Genomic DNA, 18,194 nt, shown 5'->3' on the forward strand with positions numbered 1-18,194 from the left:
CTAGGCTCGGAACTGATTCGGCGCTGGCGCTGGGAGGAACTCCGTGACCGAACCCTCGGGGGCATCGGGATCAAGTTGGGGCAGCGGCCCTGGAGTGATCACGCGCGACGGGTGCGCGGTGGACCTGTACGCGCGGCTGCCCGTCGGGCGGGACGCGGAGGTCATCGCGTCGGCACTGCGCGACGGAGCGGAGATCCTGGACCTCGGTGCCGGCGCCGGGCGGTTGACGCACGCCCTTACCGCCCGAGGGCACAGCGTGGTGGCCGTCGACGAGTCAGCCGAGATGCTGGCCCACATCCGAGGCGCCGAGACGGTGCATGGCTCCATCGCCGCGCTCGAACTGGGGCGGCGGTTCGACGCGGTGGTGTTGGCGTCGCATCTGGTCAACACCCCGTCCCCCGAGGAGCGCCATCGCCTGCTACGCGCCTGCCGACGGCACTGCCGACCGGACGGGAACGTCGTCCTCCAGCGACACACACGGGAGTGGGCGGAGTCGGTCCGACCCGGCCGGCAGGAGAAGGACGGGATCGCGGTCGAGTTGCGGGACCCCGTGCACGGACCCGGCGGAGCGGTGACGGCCACGGTCCGATACTCCATCGGTGCGAGCGAGTGGATCCACCACTTCACCGCCGTCGGCTTGGACGACGTGGCTCTCACCGACGCCCTGGACCACACCGGACTTCGCCTGGACCGGTGGCTCACCGAGGACGGAACATGGGTCAGCGCGGTTCCGGTGCCTCCACGCCCCCGATAGGAGCGGCGTTTGTCCCACAGTGCTCGGCGTAGTACCGCACCATCTGGTGCCAATACACCATGGTCAGACTCAGCCTGCCGAAAAACCGCGAGACGTCGGAGGGCACGGGGTGCCACGATTCCTCTATGCTCGTCGACCATTTTCCGCTCTACGGCCTTCGGCTTCGCACGCCGCGGCTAGAGCTGCGACTCGCTGACCTCGAGGAACTCGGTGCCCTGGGTGACGTTGCCGCCGCTGGGATCCATGATGGCGACGAGATGCCGTTCGCGACCCCGTGGACCGACGCGCCGCCGGAGGAGCGGGCGCGGGGAACGATCCAGCATTTCTGGAGCATGCTCGCCGGGATCAGACCCGCGCAGTGGGCGCTACCAATGGTGGTGTTCAGTGCCGGTGCGCCGATCGGAATGCAGGAAATCCACGCCGAGGACTTCTCCGTTCTTCGCTCCGTCGGCAGCGGATCCTGGCTTGGGCAGGCGCACCAAGGTCAAGGGATAGGGACAGAAATGCGGGCCGCCGTACTGCACCTGGCCTTCGCCGGACTCGGCGCCGAGTACGCCCAGTCCGAGGCGTTCGACGACAACCCCGCCTCCCTCCGAGTGAGTGTCAAGCTCGGCTACGAACCCGACGGACAGGAGTTGCGCGTCGTGCGGGGCGTGAAACGGAAGGGGCAACGCTTCCGGCTCACCCGCGCCGCGTGGGAGAGGCACCGCGGTATCGAGGTCGAGATGACGGGCGTGGAGCCGTGCCTCCCCCTCCTGGGAGCGCGGCCGGAGGGATAGCCGCGCCTCCACAGTCCGCGACGAACATCCGGCTCCGACTCACTCGACGCAGAGGCTCACCCGCCGCGTCGCGATGAGCGTCGCCCCCTCGGGCAACGGCAGGTCGCAGTCCTCACCGATGACCCGCAACCAGATGTCGCTGTCCAGCGCGTAGGGGTTCAACCGGTCCAGGAACTCCCACAGGCTGTGCGGGAACGGCACACAGGCACACGCGCAGGTGTGGGAGTTGAAGGAGCGAGTCAGCGGAGAGATCCGACCAGCGAGTGAGAACCCGTCGTCGTCCGGCTCCCCGCCCCGAAACACCTGAACTACCTCGGTGTACAGGTCGCTGGGCATACTCGTTGACGCCATGGAGTCAGCTCCTAACCAAGTGAAGTGGCAACAGGCACAAGGGGTGTGCACTGACTCCAGTATGACCTTTGTCGAAAAGAATCACAATGAGTTTTATTTGTTGGAAAGAATTTTTCTAAGCGCTAGCATCATGAGGCGATGACGAAGAGAGGTGGGAGCGCGGTGACAGCGAACCGGTCGCCGGGTGTGCATCGGCGGCGCTTGGCCGCCGCCATCCGAAGGTTGCGCGCCGAGTCCGGACTGACGGCCGGCGAGGTTGCGAAGCGCATGGGGTGGTCGGCTGGCCCTCGACTCACCCGCATGGAGCGCAACGAGTGGAAGTTCCCGAAGCGCGACGAGATCGCCAGGCTCCTCGACATCTATGACGTACCGGATGAGCAGAGGGAACATCTACTCAGTCTGGCCGAGGAGTCTCGTGGTCGCAGCGACTGGCACCAATACGCCGATCTCTTCCCTGGATCGCTGCCCGACCTCGAAGCCGAGGCAACTCGGATCCGCTCGTACGAGGCTTTGGCGATCCCGGGATTGTTGCAGACTCCGAGTTATTCGAAAGCGATCTTCGAATCCGGCGGGATCGTGCCCGCGGAGGACACTCAGCGCAAGGTGGAGTCCCGAATGGCCCGCCGCAGTGTGCTCGACGCTCCGAGCGGCCCACAGTTAATCTGTGTGATCGATGAGGCTGCGCTCCGCCGGGTTGTCGGGTCCGCTGAGGTCATGGCCGAGCAGCTTCGTTTTCTACAAGGCATGGCGGCTCACTACAAGGTGACCCTGCTTGTGGTGCCGTTCGACGCCGGGGCGCATACGGCCATGGACGGAGCTTTCTCGCTGATCGACTTTCCGAGTCCAGAGCCGGGAATCGTCAGCATCTCCACCGGCGTGGAATCCCTATACGTGGAGGATGAAGCCTATGTCGATCGCCATACGCTGATCTTTGACGCCGTGCACAACCTGGCATTGGCTCCGAGGCAATCTCTTGACTACATCGGATCCATCGCCGCTGAATACGACAAGTGAGCCTGATCATGCACCTGACATTCCGCAAGTCTTCCTACTCGACGTCCCAAGAAAACTGCGTGGAGGTCGCCCCGGTCACCCCGGCCTTCCGTAAGTCTTCCTACTCCGCCACCGCGAACACCTGCGTGGAGGTCGCCGAGCTTCCGACCGGCGCTGCTGTCCGCGACTCCAAGCACCCCGACGCCGGACACCTGGCTTTCACCGCCCGCGAGTGGGGCGCCTTCCTCACCGACCTCCGGGCTGGGGAGCTGTAACCCTGCGGGGAGTTAGCCCTACCGCCTCGCCCGGGCAGGGCTTGAGGGGACCCGCGCGAACATGCGCCGGGTCCCCTTGTTCGTCGCTCACGACAGGAGGCGCCGCCCCATGTGCCTGACGTTCCGCACGTCCTCCTACTCCTCCGCACAGGAGAACTGTGTGGAGGTCGCGCCCGCCCTCCCGGCGTTCCGCAAGTCCTCGTACTCCACCGCCCAGGACAACTGCGTGGAAGTCGCCCCGGTGACCACGGCCTTCCGCACGTCCACCTATTCCACGGGTGGTGAAAACTGCGTTGAGGTGGCCGACCTTCCGACCGGCGCCGCGATCCGTGACTCCAAGCACCCCGACGCCGGGGATCTGGCCTTCACTGCCCGGGAGTGGGGCGCCTTCCTCACCGACCTCCGGAGCCGGGAACTCTGAGGGAGGCCGGCGAGGCGGGGGCTACTGGACGGCGGCGGCCGCGTCGACGGGGAGCTGGGCGCCTGACACGTAGCGTGCTTCGTCGGAGGCCAGGAAGAGTACGGCGTTGGAGACGTCGACGGGGTCGATGAAGCCGATCCCGAAGGGGTTGAGGCCGGCGAACGAGGGCTCGGCGTCCTCCAGGGTGGGCTTCTCCAGGTCGGGGCGGAAGAGCTTGTAGGTCGCCTCGTTCTTCACCATGTCGGTGTCGATGGCGTTGGGGTGGATGTTGTTCACGCGGATGCCGTGCGCGCCGAGCTCGTTGGCCAGCACCTTCATCAGGCCGACGATGCCGTGCTTGGTGGTGGTGTAGGCGGCGACGTTGGCGAGTCCCTTGAAGCCGGCCAGGGAACTGATGAGGATCACGGATCCGCCGGCGCCGGTGGCGCGCAGGTGGGGGGTCGCCACCTTGGTCGTGTGCCAGACACCGGTGATGTTGATGTCCATCAGGTCCTGCCAGGACTGTTCGTCCACCTTGTGTGTCTCGGTGCCGAAGGTGAAGATGCCGGCGTTGGCGACGACGATGTCGAGGCGCCCGAGCTCGGCGACCCCGTCGTCGACCGCCTGTTGCAGCGCGTCGATGTCGCGGACGTCGGCCTTCGCCGTGAACACCCGGCGGCCCAGGGCCTCGACCTGCCGTTTGGTCTCGGCGAGATCCTCCTCCGTGGCGCCGGCGTAGAAGGGCGTGACGCTGGCGACGTCGGCGCAGTTGTCGACGGCGATGATGTCAGCACCCTCCTGCGCGAGCCGCACCGCGTGACTCCGGCCCTGCCCTCGGGCCGCTCCGGTGATGAAGGCGACCTTGCGCTCGACTCTTCCCATGGCTACCTCCTCGAGTGATCCAGGTCACTGAGGCCGATAATAATGACACGAAGTGCCAAAAAGGAAGATGTGTGGCGTTCGTGATCAATGGGGCATCGGGCCAGGGGGTCGCCACCGGAGGGAGGCGCGCTCCCGAGCAGTCGAAGGTGTCCGGTCCGGAGCCACCCCCCTGTGGCTCCGGACCGGACTGGGAGTCAGCGACGACGATTGGACCGACATCCGAGCCGCCGTCGCTGACGAGACCGGGGTCGCGCAGGTCACCGAGCCAGAACCGTGTCCCGGAGTATCAGTGACCGCGCCGCGTCTCCCCCTCGAGGAGGGCCTTGAAGGCGCGCGGGGGCCGACCGGTGAGACGCTGGACGGTGTCGGTGACGCGGTCCTCCACACCTTCGGCGATAGCACGGTCCAGACCGGCCAGCATCGCGGCGAACTCCACCGGCACCTGCGCCGCGAGGCGATCGCGCATCCCCTCTAAGGACAGGCGGCGATGGACCACGGTCCGGCCAATGATCTCGGTGATCAGCGCCGCGATGTCATCGTGGCTGAGCGCCTCGGGTCCGGTGAGGACGAGATCGGTGTTAGGGGCCCGTTCGTCGATCAGCGCGCGGACGGCGACGGCCGCGATGTCCTCGGCGTCGACGAAGCCCACCCGGCCATCGTCAGTGGCGGTCCAGATGATGCCCTCGTCGCGGATGCTCTGGGCGTGCGCGTGCGTGCCGGTGAAGTTCTGCATGAACCACGAGGGCCGCAGGACCGCCCACTGTTCGAACAGGTCGGGCAGAGCCTGGTGCACCTTTCCCACCGCCGGGCCACCCTCGGGGATGGCCGAGGAGCTCAGCAGCACCGCGCGCCGCACGCCGGCCGAGCGGGCCTGGTGAAGGAACGGCAGCATGGTCACCGTGGGGTCGGAGTCGCCGACCGGCGGGATGAGGTAGGCGCGGTCGACTCCGTCGAGGGCGGCCGGGTGGGTGGCGGGGTCGTACCAGTCGAAGGGGGCCGGCTCGGCGCCGTCGATCGGGGTGGCCCGGCGGCTGGCGGCTTTCACGCGGTGACCCATGGCTGTCAACTGTGCGGCGGTGCGGCGTCCGGTGGTGCCGGTGGCGCCGATGACGAGCGTGGTGCCGGTGTGGGTCATCGGCTGCTCCCGGTGAAGTCGACTCCGGGCTCCTGGACGGCGAGGGGGTTCCAGTAGTCGCGGTAGGAGGTGAGGCGACCGTCTCGAACGGTCACGACGGCGATGTAGGTCATGTCGAGGGGCGCGTTCGTCTCCACCAGGCGGCCGACGCCGCACATCTCGACCACGATGGTTTGCGCATCGGTGGTCTGGTGGATCCGCAGGTCGGGGAAGTCGTGCAGGTCGATGTGGTCGGGGTAGTGGCGCATGTAGGCGGCGATGTCCGTCTTGCCCTCCAGGCGCCGGGGCCAGCCGTCGGGTGCGAAGGGGAACTCCATGAGGCCGTCCTCGGCCCACAGGGCGACCCACGCGGGAATGTCCTTGTCGAGCAGCAGTCGCAAGCTGTGGCGGAACAGATCCGCTGGGGAAGTTGGTGCGGACATGGGTATCCTCCAGATCAAAGAATGCGGACCTTGGGTCCGCTTCAACGATATGGACCACGGGTCCGTTTTGCAACTGGAAGGAACGGCATGCCCGAACGCCAGTCGTCCCGCAAGGACGCCATCCGCAACCGGGAGGCCGTGCTCGTGGCCGCCGACGCGCTCTTCTCGCGGCGCGAGAGTCCCGAGGACGTCACCATGGCCGACGTCGCGGCGGCCGCCGGCGTCGGTAAGGGAACACTGTTCCGCGCCTTCGGGGATCGCGCCGGGCTGCTCAGTGCCCTGTACGAGTCACGGCTCGAACCGATCAAGCAGGCTGTCGAGGCCGGCCCCCCACCTCTGGGGCCCGAGACACCACCGCGGGATCGCGTACCCGCCCTGCTCGACGCCGTCCTGTGCTTCAAATTCGACAACCGGCGCCTCGCGCTGGCTCTGGAGGAAGGCGGGAGCAGCAGCCCCTACGTGGCGGAACACTACGAGCGGTGGCACGGCCTGCTCCGAGCCGTACTGGAGCAGATCCCTGGCCTGACCGACAGCGGCTTCACCGCCCACGCCCTGCTCGCGGCCACCCGAGCCGACCTCGTCGAGCACTTGGCCGGAGATCAGCGCATTCCGCGGGAAGAATTGCGGGCGCAGTTGGCGAACTTCGTCACCAGAGTCCTGGACTCCGGCCCACCGCGAGGGTTGACAACCGAGGAGTGATGAATCCCAGCGCCAGAGCGGCCTTGAGCGACCGAGGTCATCGTCGCCAGACTCTACGCCCCGGCATCCTCGACTGGGTCCTCAGCGTAGAGCGTGATCCCATCACACAGCACCAACCCGCGAGCGGATCGGCCGGACCGAGCGGGACCAGCGTGAGCCGCGGCTCCTTCTTCGTGGAAGTCAGCACCACCCGACAATCGCCCGGCGGGCCCCTGCCTGGTGGACGGCCACCAGCCGGGGGCCCGCGCCCGAATCCGACGTCAGCCCAGGACAGACGCCCCCGCACCGGGGTGGAGCCGGCTCACGCGGCTTCCCCGCGCGATACGCGGCCACGCATGGCGGCGCGGGCGGCGTGGTCCTCCTCGGTGCGTTCGGCGGCCATAGCGGTGTAGGCGTCGGCGAGCACCTGGTGGGCGGTGGCTCGGTGGCCCGCCTCGACCAGGGCGGCCAGCGTCGCCGACAGCGTCAGGGTCCCTTCGGCGGGGGTGCCGGAGATCTCGACCAGGGCGGCGCGCTCCGCTGTACCGGGGAGGTGCGCTGCCTCTGCAAAACGTTCGGTCTCGCGCTCCACTGAGACAGGGAACCGCTTCTTCCTCGGGGTGGTTCGCCGCGTCATCGCCATGAGCGTCAGCGTGGCACACATCCCGTCATCGCGGCGCCCGTTCTTGAGGACCTCAGTCCACCGTGTAGCGCGAGTAGGTGATGCCGGTGGAGAACGCCATGGCTTCCCGCAAGGTCAAGTGAGGCAGTTTGAATCCATCGGGGAACAGGCGACGGCCCCGTCCTTGAACAGCGGGGTACACGAAGAGGCGGTACTCGTCCACGACTCCCCCCGCGATGAGGGAGTGGCACAGGGTGATGCTGCCGGTGACCACGATGTCGAGTCCCGGCTGTCGTTTGAGTTCGCGGACCGCCTCCACCGGGTCGCCGCGCAGGATGGTGGTGTTCTGCCACCCTGGCTCCTCCAGGGTGGCCGAGACGACGTACTTGTTCACCTGGTTGAGGTAGGCGGTGATGCCCGTCGGGTCCTCGGTCTGTAGGGGCCAGTAGCTACGGAAGTCCTCGAAGGTGCGCCGCCCGGTCAGCAGGGCGTCGGAGTTCGCCGACTGCCGGTTCTGCTCCGCCAGGAGATCGGCGACATCGCCGGATCCCTGGGGATCGAACCAGTCGTCGAGCATCTCGGCCGCCCCGTCGAGAGTGATGTTCTGCGTGATCGCGAGCGTGCGCACCTTGAGTACTCCGTCTCGTTCTGATCTGTCGTTCTAGGACTTGGTGGGGCTGGCCAGTGACCACACGTGCCCGAACGGGTCGACGAGTTGTCCGTAGCGTTCGCCCCAGAACTGGTCTTCCAGCGGCATGGTCACCTTGGCGCCCGCGTCGAGCGCGCGTTGCCAGGCGGCGTCCACGTCGGGAACCTCCAGGTGCAGCAATACGGGCGTCCCGCCAATCGCCTGGGGGTCGTTCCGTTGGCCGTCGCGCGCCTCGGGGAAGTCATCCATGAGCATGACCGTGTCCCCGTTGATGGTGATCGCGGCGTGCATCAGCCGACCGTCCTCTGTGGGGACCCGCTGCACTTCCTCGGCCCCGAACGCTCTGACGTAGAAGTCGATCGCCCCGGACGCGCCGTTCACCACCAGATGTGGCGTGACGGCCCCCATCGCTGTGTCCTGCTCTGCCACGATTCCCCCTTGATCGTGTGGATTGTTCTCCCCTAGATCGTTGATGGGGTTTGTGTGGTTAGTGGTCGTAGGCGATCAGTGATCGTTTGACGGGGGCGTCGATGAGCCAGTTGTGCCAGATTGCGGCGTTGAGCGCGAGGATGCGTTGGCATACGCGGGCCCATAGTCCTTCGGTGGTGCGGGCGGCGTGGCGTTCCAGGCCGAGTTGGTTTTTCAGTGTCCAGATGATCGCTTCGATTCGTTGGCGTAGCCAGGAGGGGAACACCTTCACCCCAGGTTCGGGCTCGTCGCCGCGTGTTGGGCGGATGAGCTGGTGCCCCAGGGCCGCCATGGCGGCCTCGATTCCGGCCCCGGCGAAACCCTTGTCGCACACGATCGGACGCGGCCCGGGCGCGAGGGTCTGGACGTGGGTCAGGTGCAGGGCCTGTTTGCGCTCGTCCAGCTCCTTGGGGTGGGCCAGGGAGAACGCGCACACCGCTCCCTCGGCGGTGGTGACGAGCAGGAGCTTGGCACCCCAGTAGAAGGCGTGGTGGGAGGCGTCGCGCCCGTAGCCGGCGACCTCGCCCAGCCCGGACCGGTTCACCGTGGTCCGGGAGGCGCCGCAGCGCACCGGGGTTCCGTCCATCAGGCGCAGCCGCTCGTGCCAGGTGGGAAGGGCCCGGACCAGGTACATCGCCGCGGCCTGCAGGGCCGGGGCGGCATCGCGCAGGTGGCGGTTGTACTCGGACTGGCCGGGCAGGCGAGGGAACAGGTGCCCGATCCGTGCGGGGGCCAGACGCAGCCACCGGCGTTCGGAGTCGTACCCGAGCAGGACCTGGGCGATCGCGACACATGCGAGTTCGGCGTCGGTGAGCAGACGACGCCGTCCGGGCCGTGGCCGTTGCTGGGCCAAAGGTAGGACATGGTCATCGAGATGAACATAGAGTGCGGTCAGAAGGGCGTCCAGGTTTGAAGTCACACACTTACCATGGGCGCCCTTCGCCACGTCCACAGCCAATTCAGCGATTTCCCATCAACGATCTAGGTGTACTGACCATGGAGGTTGGTAACACCCACCCCGCGTGATGCATACGAAGAGGGCCTCCGGTATCGATGGGGATTGCGACATCATCACCGGACCGGAAGGCCCTCGATGCCTCACGCTACCCATCCCAACGCCAAGCTCGCACCGGCTGGCCGCCTGGCATTGGCCCGCTGCATTGTCGAGGACGGATGGCCGCTGCGCCGGGCCGCTGAACGCTTCCAGGTCTCGGCCACCACCGCCCAGCGCTGGGCCGCGCGCTACCGCACCGGCGGCCCAGCCGCCATGACCGATGCCTCCAGCCGTCCCGCCCGCTCGCCCCGGCGCACCTCCATCCGCCGTCAGCGCCGCGTCATCAAACTCCGCCACCTCAACCAGTGGGGACCGGCCCGTATCGCCGGGCACCTGCACATGCCCGCCTCTACCGTCCACCGCATCCTCACACGCCACGGCTGCGCTCGCCTGGCCCACCTGGACCGCGCCACCGGCCGCACCGTGCGCCGCTACGAACGCGCCCGCCCCGGCGAACTGGTCCATGTCGACGTCAAAAAACTCGGCTCCATCCCCGACGGCGGCGGCCACCGCGCAGTGGGCCGCCACGCGGGAGTACGCAACAAGCAGGCAGCCACCACCGCCCGACGCAACGGGTCCCCGGTGATCGGCCACAGCTACCTGCACACCGCCCTGGACGACCACTCCCGCCTGGCCTACACCGAAATCCTGGCCGACGAACGCAAAGAGACCGCCACCGCCTTCTGGCAGCGCGCAGCGGCCTACTTCGCCTCGGTGGGCATCACCGTGGAGCGGGTCCTGACCGACAACGGGTCCTGCTACAGATCCGGTCTGTGGCGCGAAACGCTGACCCAGACCCAGATCGCACACAAGCGCACCCGCCCCTACCGGCCCCAAACCAACGGCAAGGTCGAACGCTTCCACCGCACCCCGACCGACGAATGGGCCTACGCCCGCCCCTACACCTCAGAGACCCAACGCCGCCACGCATTCACCGGATGGCTGCACCACTACAATCACCACCGCTTCCACACCGCCATCAACGGCCCACCCACCACCCGCGTCACCAACCTCACAGGACAGAACACCTAGGTATCGACCCCACCCAGGAGGGGCAATCATCACCGCGGGTCACGTTCGTTTCTGGAAAAGGTCGACACTGGGGAAGGTGCCAGGCCACCCCTCGAGCCTCCGCGACGAGTCCCCAGGACACCGGAGCGTGGCCGTGTGACGCCCGCCATGTCCATGTGTGACGTGGCTTCCGTACCGCCTTTGTGGGTTCCCGACAAGGTTGCGGCCCCGGCATATGCCGCGCCGAACAGTGGTGCGCCCGCAGGTTTTCCAGCAAGCTGGTAGGAGGTACAGGCGACGCTCCGAGCCCTCGGACGTCGCCTGCTGTTCTCGGGTTACGTGGGAGGCTCAGTCGGTGTTCAGTCGTGTCGCCATCGTCAATCGTGGAGAGGCCGCCATGCGGCTCATCCACGCCGTCCGGGATCTCTCGGCCGAAACCGGGACGCGGATCGAGACGGTCGCCCTCTACACCGACGCCGACCGTAGCGCCACCTTCGTGCGGGAAGCCGACGTCACCTACGACCTGGGCCCCGCGTCCGCCCGCCCCTACCTGGACCTCGCGGTCCTGGAGCGCGCCCTCACCGAGACCGGCGCCGACGCGGCGTGGGTCGGGTGGGGATTCGTCGCCGAGGACCCGGCCTTCGCCGAGCTGTGCGACCGGATCGGCGTGACGTTCGTCGGACCGTCCGCCACCGCGATGCGCAAACTCGGCGACAAGATCGGGGCGAAGCTCATCGCCGAGGAGGTCGGGGTTCCGGTCGCGCCGTGGAGCCGGGGCGAGGTCGCCACGCTCGAGGACGCGCTGCGCGCGGGCGAGGAGATCGGCTACCCGCTGATGCTGAAGGCGACCGCCGGCGGCGGCGGTCGCGGGATCCGCGTGGTCAACTCCCACGAGCACCTCGCTGAGGCCTACGAGCGCACCAGCCAGGAGGCGTTGCGCGCCTTCGGGTCCGGGGTGGTGTTCCTGGAGCGTCTGGTCACCGGGGCCCGCCACGTCGAGGTCCAAGTCATCTCCGACGGAGAGACCGCGTGGGCGCTGGGCGTTCGGGACTGCTCTGTCCAGCGACGCAACCAGAAGATCATCGAGGAGTCCGCCTCCCCGGTCCTCGAACCGGACCAGACCCGTGACCTCAAGGCCTCGGCGGAACGACTCGCCGTCGCCGTGGGATACCGCGGTGCCTGCACCGTTGAGTTCCTGTACCGCCCCGACGAGCGGCTCTTCGCCTTTCTGGAGGTGAACACCCGGCTCCAGGTGGAGCACCCGATCACCGAGATCACCACCGGCACCGACCTCGTCCGGCTGCAGCTGCACGTGGCTAGTGGCGGCACGCTGGAGGACACCCCACCGGACGAGGTCGGCCACGCGGTCGAGGCCCGGCTCAACGCAGAGGACCCCGACCGCGACTTCGCGCCCGCTCCCGGCCGCATCGTCCGTCTGGCGCTCCCCTCGGGGCCCGGCATCCGGGTCGACACGGGCGTCCGCGAGGGGGACCGGATCCCCGCCGACTTCGACTCGATGATCGCGAAGGTCATCGCCTCCGGCCGGGACCGTGAGCACGCTCTGGGACGCCTACGGCGCGCGATGGCCGAGACCACGGTGATCATCGAGGGGGGTGCGACCAACAAGAGCTTCGTGTTGGACCTCCTCGACCAGCCCGAGGTGATCGACGCCAGCGCCGACACCGGCTGGATCGACCGGGTGCGCGCCGAGGGACGTCTGGTGAGCCACCGCCACTCCGCGGTCGCCCTGGCCGCGGCGGCGATCGAGGCCTACCAGGACGAGGAGGAGGTCAGCCGCCGGCGCCTGTTGTCCACCGCGCACGGCGGCCGGCCCCAGGTGCAGCACGACGCCGGTCGTCCGCTGGACCTGAAGCTGCGCGGCGTGGGGTACCGGGTGAGTGTGGCCCGGGTGGGGAGCCAACGCTTCCGGGTCGGTGTGTCCGGCGGTGGTGAGGTCCACCCGGCGGACGTCGAGGTGGAACGCTACGACGCCCACAGCGGCCAGATCACCGTCAACGGCCACCGCTTTCGGGTCGTCTCGGCGACGCACGGCCCCATTCACCTGGTCGAGGTCGACGGGGTCACCCACCGGGTCAGCCGTGACGAGGGCGGCGTGGTCCGCTCGCCGGCCCCGGCGCTGGTGGTCGCCACACCGTTGAAGGTCGGCGACGAGGTCGAGGCGGACGCGCCGATCCTCGTGCTGGAGAGCATGAAGATGGAGACGGTGCTGCGCGCACCGTTCCGCGCCCGGGTTAAGGAATGCCCGGTCGCCGTGGGCAGCCAGATCGAGACCGGCGCGCCGTTGATGCGGCTGGAGCCCCTGAGCGACGAGGCGGACGAGGCCGAGCGGGCGAGCGACGAGGTCGCGATCGACCTGCCCAGCGAGCCCTCCCCCGCCTCGCCGGAGCGACGCGTCGAACGAGGGCTGCAGGACCTGCGCAATCTCCTCCTCGGCTTCGACTCCGACCCCACCGACCGCGCCCGCGTCCTCGCGGACTACCTCGCGGCGCGGGAGGAGCTGGCGGCCCAGCCCCTGGACGGCGAGCTGACACTACTCACCGTCTTCGCGGATCTGGCCGAGCTCAGCCGTAACAAGCCCAGCGGCCGGCCCGACGCCCAACCCCACGGCTCCGCGCACAGCCCACGGGAGTTCTTCCACAGCTACCTGCAGAGCCTCGACGTGGAACGCGCCGGGGTCACCGACGCCTTCCAGGCCAAACTGTCGACCCTGCTCTCCCACTACGGCATCGACTCCCTGGACCGGACGCCTGAGCTGGAGTCCGCCGTGTTCCGCGTGTTCCTCGCCCAACAGCAGATGGGTGTCGGGGTCACCGTCGTCTCGGAGCTGCTGCGCCAGTGGCTGGCGGACGCACCGCCACTGGAGTCCCTCAGCGAACGCGCCGGCCTCGCCCTGGAGCACGTCATCGAGGCCACCCAGGTGCGGTTCCCGGCCGTGTCCGACCTCGCGCGTGGGGTGGTGTTCCGCTGGTTCACCCAGCCACTGCTGCGCCGCAACCGCGCCAAGGTCTACGCCGCCGTACGTGACGACCTGCGGTACCTCGACCGCGCCCCGGACGCGCCCGACCGCGCCGAACGGATCCAGGCGATGGTGGGCAGCTCCGAGCCGCTCGTCCGCCTGATCGGTCAGCGCATCGGGCGTCCCGGACGTGACCACGCTCCCCTACTGGAGGTCCTGACCCGCCGCTACTACGGCAACCGTGGCCTCTCGAACGTCACGGTGCGCGAGGTGGCGAACTGCCCGTTCGTCACCGCCGAGCACACCGACTCCAACGGGGCGACGCGCGTGGTGACCACCGCCGTCGACATCGACGCCCTGCCCGCCGCCGTCGGCGCCCTGGACACCTTCACCACCGAGGACACCGAGCACGCGGTCGTCGCCGACCTCTACGTCACGTGGGAGGACCAGCCCGACGCCGAGGCGATCGCCGACCACCTGGCGGGGCTTCTCGCCGCGAACCCGCGGCTCACCGGCATGCGGCGGATCACCGCCACCGTGGCCGGCACCAGCGGCGCCGTCATGCACCACCACTTCACGTTCCGCCCCGCCGACGGCGAGTTCCGCGAGGACCGGCTGATCCGGGGACTGCACCCACAGATCGCGCGCCGCCTGCAACTACACCGGCTGCGGGAGTTCGACCTCACGCGGCTGCCCTCCGCCGACGAGGAGGTCTACCTGTTCAAGGCCGCGGCGCGCAGCAACCCGGCCGACGAACGCCTGATCGCGTTGGGTCAGGTCCGCGACCTGACCCCGCTGCGCGACGCCGACGGTCGACTCGTCGCGCTGCCCGCCGTGGAGGACACGATCGCCGGCTGCCTGGACGCGATCCGCAACATCCAGGCGCAGCGTCCCGAACGCAAGCGGTTCGACACCAACCGGATCATGATGTACGTCTGGCCGTCGACCGAGCTGTCCACCGAGGAGCTCAACGCCCTGGTGCAGCGCATCCTGCCGACCACCGCCGGCGCCGGGCTGGAGGAGGTCCAGTTCATCGCCCGCCAGCGCAACGCCTCGGGAGAGCTGACCGAGGCCGCCGTGCGCATCACCCTGGACGCCAGCCACGGCGCCCAGCTCGACGTCGGCAAGCCGTCCACGGAGCCGGTGCGACCGTTGGACGACTACCGGCAGAAGGTGCTGCGCGCCGCGCGTCGCGGCAACGTCTACCCCTACGAGCTGACCGACCTGCTCGCGGGCACCGGTGGCCAGTTCACCGAGTACGACCTTGACGACCAGGGCCGACTCTCGCCCGTGGACCGGCCCAAGGGGGGCAACTCCGCGGCCATCGTGGCCGGGGTGGCCACGACCCCCACCGAGCGGCACCCCGAGGGCGTCACCCGCGTCGTCCTGCTCGGCGACCCGACGAAGGCCCTGGGCGCGCTCTCGGAACCCGAGTGCTCCCGAGTGATCGCCGCCCTGGACCTCGCCGAACGCATGCGGGTGCCCGTGGAGTGGTTCGCGTTGTCGGCGGGCGCCCGCATCTCCATGGACTCCGGAACCGAGAACATGGACTGGGTCGCCGCCGCGCTGAAGCGCATCGTGCACTTCACCCAGGACGGCGGCGAGATCAACATCGTCGTCGCCGGCATCACCGTCGGCGCCCAGCCCTACTGGAACGCCGAAGCCACCATGCTCATGCACACCAAGGGCATCCTGGTGATGACGCCCGACTCGGCGATGGTGCTCACCGGCAAGCAGTCACTCGACTTCTCCGGAGGGGTGTCCGCCGAGGACAACTTCGGGATCGGCGGCTACGACCGGGTCATGGGCCCCAACGGCCAGGCCCAGTACTGGGCGCCCGACCTGCCCGCCGCCCGCGACGTCCTGATGGCGCACTACGAGCACACCTACGTCGCTCCGCAGGAGTCGGCGCCACGCCCCGCCGTCACCTCCGACCCGGCCGACCGCGACATCTCCTCCTTCCCGCACGCCGTGGACGGCAGTGACTTCGCGAACGTCGGGGAGATCTTCTCCGCCGAGCACAACCCGGACCGCAAGAAGCCCTTCGACATCCGCACGGTGATGCGGGCGCTGTCCGACCAGGACCACCCAGTGCTGGAACGCTGGGCGGGAATGGCCGACGCGGAGACCTCCGCCGTGCAGGACGTGCACATCGGCGGCCAGCCGGTCTGCCTGATCGGTATCGAGTCGCGGGCGATCCCCCGGCGCGGCTTCCCGCCCACCGACGGCCCCGACACCTACACCGCCGGCACGCTGTTCCCGCGCTCGTCGAAGAAGACCGCCCGGGCCATCAACGCGGCGTCGGGCAACCGGCCCGTGGTGGTGCTGGCGAACCTGTCGGGCTTCGACGGATCCCCGGAGTCGCTGCGCAAGCTGCAACTGGAGTACGGCGCGGAGATCGGCCGTGCGATCGTCAACTTCGAGGGCCCGATCGTGTTCTGCGTGATCTCGCGGTACCACGGTGGGGCGTTCGTGGTGTTCTCCAAGGCGCTCAACCCCAACATGACGGTCCTCGCCCTGGAGGGGTCCTTCGCCTCGGTCCTCGGCGGCGCCCCGGCGGCGGCCGTGGTGTTCGCCGGTGAGGTGAACACCCGTACCGCCACCGACCCGCGCATCACCAAGCTGCAGGAACAGATCTCCGAGACCAGCGGCGCGGAGCGCGCCACGCTCAACTCCCAGCTCGCCGAGGTCCGCACCACGGTCCGCGCGGAGAAACTGGGCGAGGTCGCCACCGAATTCGACCAGGTGCACAGCATCCAACGCGCCGTGGAGGTCGGCTCCGTGGACGCCATCGTGAGCACGGCTGAGCTGCGCCCCCGCATCATCGAGGCCATCGGGCGGGGCCTGGCGAAGTAGCCGGTGGTGGGTGCTCGGATGGGAGTGGCCGAGCACCCAACGCCACCAGGTGTCGACCAGCCAGTCCCCAATGGTTCGGGTTCAATGACTGCCTCCGCCGGAGCGCCGAACCAGTGACGCCTAGCCCGTGGCAGTTCACCTGTCGGATCCTCCACGCCCAACCCTGTCGCCCGAGCGATCTTCGGAGATGCCTCAGCGTCAATGACCGAAGGCCACGAAGGTATCCCTACTGGGGGCAGGCGGCGGCGGTGGGATGGCGCGACGATGGGTTGATGAACGATGGAGCGAACGACCTCGGCGGCTTTCTGCGGAGCCGGCGTGAGCGCCTGACGCCACGCGCGGCGGGCATCGAGTCCGGCGTCACCCACCGGCGAGTCCCTGGACTGCGCAGGGAGGAGTTGGCCGAACTCGCCGGAGTCAGTGTCGGCTACTACACGCGACTCGAGCAGGGGGCGAGCGGCAGCGCTTCCGACGCCGTCATCGACGCGTTGGCCACCGCGTTGCAGCTCGACCGGGCCGAGCATGAGCACCTGCGGACCCTCGCCACACCACGACGGCAGAGGCGCCCCCGTGTGTACAAGAGCACGCTGAGGCCCTCCGTACGTGAACTACTCGCCGTGATCCCCACCACCCCGGCGATCGTGATCGATCACCGTACCGACGTCCTCGCGTGGAACCGTCTGGGTCACGCTCTGCTGGCCAGTCACCTCGACGTCCACGCACCCGACGCACGCACGCGGCCAAACGTCGCCCGCATGCTGTTCCTCGACCCCCACCATCGCGCGTTGTACCGTGACTGGCGCGCCAAGGCGCAGGTCACGGTCGCAGCCCTGCATCAGGCGGTTGCGAGGTATCCGGCTGACACGAAACTGGAACAACTCGTCGGCCACCTCGCCGTCGAAAGCGCGGACTTCGCGCGAATTTGGGCGCGACGCCCGGTTCGAACCTGCTCGTATTACCTTCGAGAGCTCGACCACCCTGTCGTCGGACGAGTCACCCTCGCCAACGAGACGGTCAGTCTGTCCGACGATGACCAACAGATCGGGCTGTTCTATGCGCGTCCCGGCACATCTGACGCCGACGCGCTCACTCTGCTGGGACAGAGCCTCGAACGAGACTCGTTCCCAGCGCCCCCATCGGAGAAGGAGAACGCGCGATGAGGCTCTTGATCGTCGGCGGGGCCGGAACGATCGGACAGCGACTGGTGCCAGCGATGCGATCCCGCGGCCACGACGTCATCATCGCCGGACGCACGTCGGGCGACATCCACGTCGACCTGACCTCGCACGCAACGATCGAGGCCATGTACCGGGAGGCGGGGAAGGTCGAGGGCGTGGTGAGTATCGCTGCCCACGGTCCTCTCGATGACTTCCCGACGTTGACGGTGGACACTCTGCACGAGAACATGCGTGCCAAGTTCTATGGCCAAGCAGACCTGGTTCTCACCGGCCAGCACCACTGCGCCGACGGGGCCTCGTTCACCCTGACCTCGGGCATCTTCGCCGATCACGCGTGGCCCCACGTCACCGGCGGTGGCGTCATCAGCGGTGCCCTGCACAGCTTCGCCCTGTCGGCAGCGATCGAGCTGCCGCGGCGCATGCGAATCAACGTGGTCAGCCCCACGATGATCGGCGACTCCGTCGACGCCTTCGCCGAACACTTCCCCGGCATGCGCCCGGTGTCGATGGACGAGCTCGTCGATCACTACCTGCGTTGTGTCGAAGGTGACGGCACCGGCCGTGTCATCCGGGCATACGGGTAGCCGGGCGTCCGGTCACTGTCGAGCGACTTTCAAAACAGATGGAATCGTAGGACGAGGGCGGGCCGTCCTGGCTCGCCCAGCGAGCCGGACAGGTCCGAGCGCACAGACTCGGAACGCGTCGTTGCC

The 18,194-nt window shown here is 68.4% G+C and carries 18 protein-coding genes; 10 read left to right on the forward strand and 8 right to left on the reverse strand.

Features of this window, described 5'->3' with window-relative positions; translation table 11 throughout:
- Window positions 1-43: 43 nt before the first annotated feature.
- Together J4H86_RS02940 and J4H86_RS02945 are read left to right on the forward strand one after the other, a co-directional pair.
- Window positions 44-754, forward strand: a complete 711-nt coding sequence (locus tag J4H86_RS02940) for a class I SAM-dependent methyltransferase (protein ID WP_236541807.1) — start codon at window positions 44-46, stop codon at window positions 752-754.
- A gap of 125 nt (window positions 755-879) precedes the next feature.
- A complete protein-coding gene (locus J4H86_RS02945) occupies window positions 880-1,533 on the forward strand; it encodes a GNAT family N-acetyltransferase (RefSeq protein WP_236541809.1) in 654 nt (217 codons plus the stop codon).
- Window positions 1,534-1,572: 39 nt separating this feature from the next.
- Here J4H86_RS02945 and J4H86_RS02950 read toward each other — a convergent pair whose 3' ends face one another.
- Window positions 1,573-1,884, reverse strand: coding sequence for a hypothetical protein (locus J4H86_RS02950; RefSeq protein WP_236541811.1), 312 nt, complete (start codon window positions 1,882-1,884; stop codon window positions 1,573-1,575).
- Window positions 1,885-2,022: 138 nt separating this feature from the next.
- Here J4H86_RS02950 and J4H86_RS02955 point away from each other — a divergent pair, with 138 nt between their 5' ends.
- The 3 genes from J4H86_RS02955 (at window position 2,023) to J4H86_RS02965 (ending at window position 3,573) form a co-directional block, all read left to right on the forward strand.
- Complete coding sequence (locus tag J4H86_RS02955) at window positions 2,023-2,898, forward strand: helix-turn-helix domain-containing protein (protein WP_236541812.1); 876 nt, start codon at window positions 2,023-2,025, stop codon at window positions 2,896-2,898.
- Window positions 2,899-2,906: 8 nt separating this feature from the next.
- On the forward strand, window positions 2,907-3,152 hold the full coding sequence (locus tag J4H86_RS02960) for a DUF397 domain-containing protein (RefSeq protein WP_236541814.1): 246 nt from the start codon (window positions 2,907-2,909) through the stop codon (window positions 3,150-3,152).
- A 109-nt stretch (window positions 3,153-3,261) separates the two neighbouring features.
- On the forward strand, window positions 3,262-3,573 hold the full coding sequence (locus J4H86_RS02965; protein ID WP_236541815.1) for a DUF397 domain-containing protein: 312 nt from the start codon (window positions 3,262-3,264) through the stop codon (window positions 3,571-3,573).
- A 21-nt stretch (window positions 3,574-3,594) separates the two neighbouring features.
- On the opposite strand, the gene J4H86_RS02970 is transcribed toward J4H86_RS02965, so the two are convergent.
- The 3 genes from J4H86_RS02970 to J4H86_RS02980 form a co-directional block, all read right to left on the reverse strand.
- Window positions 3,595-4,434, reverse strand: a complete 840-nt coding sequence (locus tag J4H86_RS02970) for a mycofactocin-coupled SDR family oxidoreductase (protein ID WP_236541817.1) — start codon at window positions 4,432-4,434, stop codon at window positions 3,595-3,597.
- Between the two features lie 286 nt (window positions 4,435-4,720).
- Window positions 4,721-5,569, reverse strand: coding sequence for an NmrA family NAD(P)-binding protein (locus tag J4H86_RS02975; RefSeq protein WP_236541819.1), 849 nt, complete (start codon window positions 5,567-5,569; stop codon window positions 4,721-4,723).
- The gene (locus tag J4H86_RS02980) at window positions 5,566-5,991 is read right to left on the reverse strand and encodes a nuclear transport factor 2 family protein (RefSeq protein WP_236541820.1); all 426 of its coding nucleotides are present in this window, start codon (window positions 5,989-5,991) and stop codon (window positions 5,566-5,568) included. Before J4H86_RS02980 ends, J4H86_RS02975 begins: the two co-directional genes overlap by 4 nt.
- 87 nt (window positions 5,992-6,078) lie before the next feature.
- Here J4H86_RS02980 and J4H86_RS02985 point away from each other — a divergent pair, with 87 nt between their 5' ends.
- Entirely contained in the window at window positions 6,079-6,690 is a 612-nt protein-coding gene (locus J4H86_RS02985) for a TetR/AcrR family transcriptional regulator (protein WP_236541821.1), read from the forward strand.
- Window positions 6,691-6,991: 301 nt separating this feature from the next.
- Here J4H86_RS02985 and J4H86_RS02990 read toward each other — a convergent pair whose 3' ends face one another.
- The 4 genes from J4H86_RS02990 to J4H86_RS03005 are packed head-to-tail and all read right to left on the reverse strand — an operon-like array spanning window position 6,992 to window position 9,327.
- The gene (locus J4H86_RS02990; protein WP_236541823.1) at window positions 6,992-7,306 is read right to left on the reverse strand and encodes a molecular chaperone GrpE; all 315 of its coding nucleotides are present in this window, start codon (window positions 7,304-7,306) and stop codon (window positions 6,992-6,994) included.
- A gap of 58 nt (window positions 7,307-7,364) precedes the next feature.
- Window positions 7,365-7,919, reverse strand: coding sequence for a dihydrofolate reductase family protein (locus tag J4H86_RS02995; protein WP_236541825.1), 555 nt, complete (start codon window positions 7,917-7,919; stop codon window positions 7,365-7,367).
- A 33-nt stretch (window positions 7,920-7,952) separates the two neighbouring features.
- Window positions 7,953-8,369 (reverse strand): VOC family protein, encoded by a 417-nt coding sequence (locus J4H86_RS03000; protein ID WP_236541826.1) that lies wholly within the window; start codon window positions 8,367-8,369, stop codon window positions 7,953-7,955.
- 58 nt (window positions 8,370-8,427) lie between these two features.
- Window positions 8,428-9,327: a transposase gene (locus J4H86_RS03005; protein WP_236541828.1), complete on the reverse strand. Its 900-nt coding sequence runs from the start codon at window positions 9,325-9,327 to the stop codon at window positions 8,428-8,430.
- Between the two features lie 174 nt (window positions 9,328-9,501).
- On the opposite strand from J4H86_RS03005, the gene J4H86_RS03010 reads away from it, so the two are divergent.
- The 4 genes from J4H86_RS03010 to J4H86_RS03025 all read left to right on the forward strand — a co-directional run bounded on the left by J4H86_RS03010 (window position 9,502) and on the right by J4H86_RS03025 (window position 18,068).
- On the forward strand, window positions 9,502-10,494 hold the full coding sequence (locus J4H86_RS03010) for an IS481 family transposase (RefSeq protein ID WP_236541830.1): 993 nt from the start codon (window positions 9,502-9,504) through the stop codon (window positions 10,492-10,494).
- Between the two features lie 334 nt (window positions 10,495-10,828).
- Complete coding sequence (locus J4H86_RS03015) at window positions 10,829-16,306, forward strand: ATP-binding protein (protein ID WP_236541832.1); 5,478 nt, start codon at window positions 10,829-10,831, stop codon at window positions 16,304-16,306.
- A gap of 272 nt (window positions 16,307-16,578) precedes the next feature.
- Complete coding sequence (locus J4H86_RS03020; protein ID WP_236541834.1) at window positions 16,579-17,466, forward strand: helix-turn-helix transcriptional regulator; 888 nt, start codon at window positions 16,579-16,581, stop codon at window positions 17,464-17,466.
- Window positions 17,463-18,068: a short chain dehydrogenase gene (locus J4H86_RS03025; protein ID WP_236541836.1), complete on the forward strand. Its 606-nt coding sequence runs from the start codon at window positions 17,463-17,465 to the stop codon at window positions 18,066-18,068. The genes J4H86_RS03020 and J4H86_RS03025 overlap by 4 nt, the downstream gene beginning before the upstream one ends.
- Window positions 18,069-18,194 lie beyond the last annotated feature (126 nt).

The sequence above is a fragment of the Spiractinospora alimapuensis genome, from assembly GCF_018437505.1.
Taxonomy (GTDB): Bacteria; Actinomycetota; Actinomycetes; order Streptosporangiales; family Streptosporangiaceae; genus Spiractinospora; species Spiractinospora alimapuensis.

Excerpts from the sequence above, each read along its gene's own strand:
- J4H86_RS02945 (WP_236541809.1), top strand. The coding sequence starts at position 880 with ATGCTCGTCGACCATTTTCCGCTCTACGGCCTTCGGCTTCGCACGCCG.
- J4H86_RS02950 (WP_236541811.1), bottom strand. The coding sequence starts at position 1,884 with ATGGCGTCAACGAGTATGCCCAGCGACCTGTACACCGAGGTAGTTCAG.
- J4H86_RS02955 (WP_236541812.1), top strand. The coding sequence starts at position 2,023 with ATGACGAAGAGAGGTGGGAGCGCGGTGACAGCGAACCGGTCGCCGGGT.
- J4H86_RS02960 (WP_236541814.1), top strand. The coding sequence starts at position 2,907 with ATGCACCTGACATTCCGCAAGTCTTCCTACTCGACGTCCCAAGAAAAC.
- J4H86_RS02965 (WP_236541815.1), top strand. The coding sequence starts at position 3,262 with ATGTGCCTGACGTTCCGCACGTCCTCCTACTCCTCCGCACAGGAGAAC.
- J4H86_RS02970 (WP_236541817.1), bottom strand. The coding sequence starts at position 4,434 with ATGGGAAGAGTCGAGCGCAAGGTCGCCTTCATCACCGGAGCGGCCCGA.
- J4H86_RS02975 (WP_236541819.1), bottom strand. The coding sequence starts at position 5,569 with ATGACCCACACCGGCACCACGCTCGTCATCGGCGCCACCGGCACCACC.
- J4H86_RS02980 (WP_236541820.1), bottom strand. The coding sequence starts at position 5,991 with ATGTCCGCACCAACTTCCCCAGCGGATCTGTTCCGCCACAGCTTGCGA.
- J4H86_RS02985 (WP_236541821.1), top strand. The coding sequence starts at position 6,079 with ATGCCCGAACGCCAGTCGTCCCGCAAGGACGCCATCCGCAACCGGGAG.
- J4H86_RS02990 (WP_236541823.1), bottom strand. The coding sequence starts at position 7,306 with ATGACGCGGCGAACCACCCCGAGGAAGAAGCGGTTCCCTGTCTCAGTG.
- J4H86_RS03010 (WP_236541830.1), top strand. The coding sequence starts at position 9,502 with ATGCCTCACGCTACCCATCCCAACGCCAAGCTCGCACCGGCTGGCCGC.
- J4H86_RS03020 (WP_236541834.1), top strand. The coding sequence starts at position 16,579 with ATGAACGATGGAGCGAACGACCTCGGCGGCTTTCTGCGGAGCCGGCGT.
- J4H86_RS03025 (WP_236541836.1), top strand. The coding sequence starts at position 17,463 with ATGAGGCTCTTGATCGTCGGCGGGGCCGGAACGATCGGACAGCGACTG.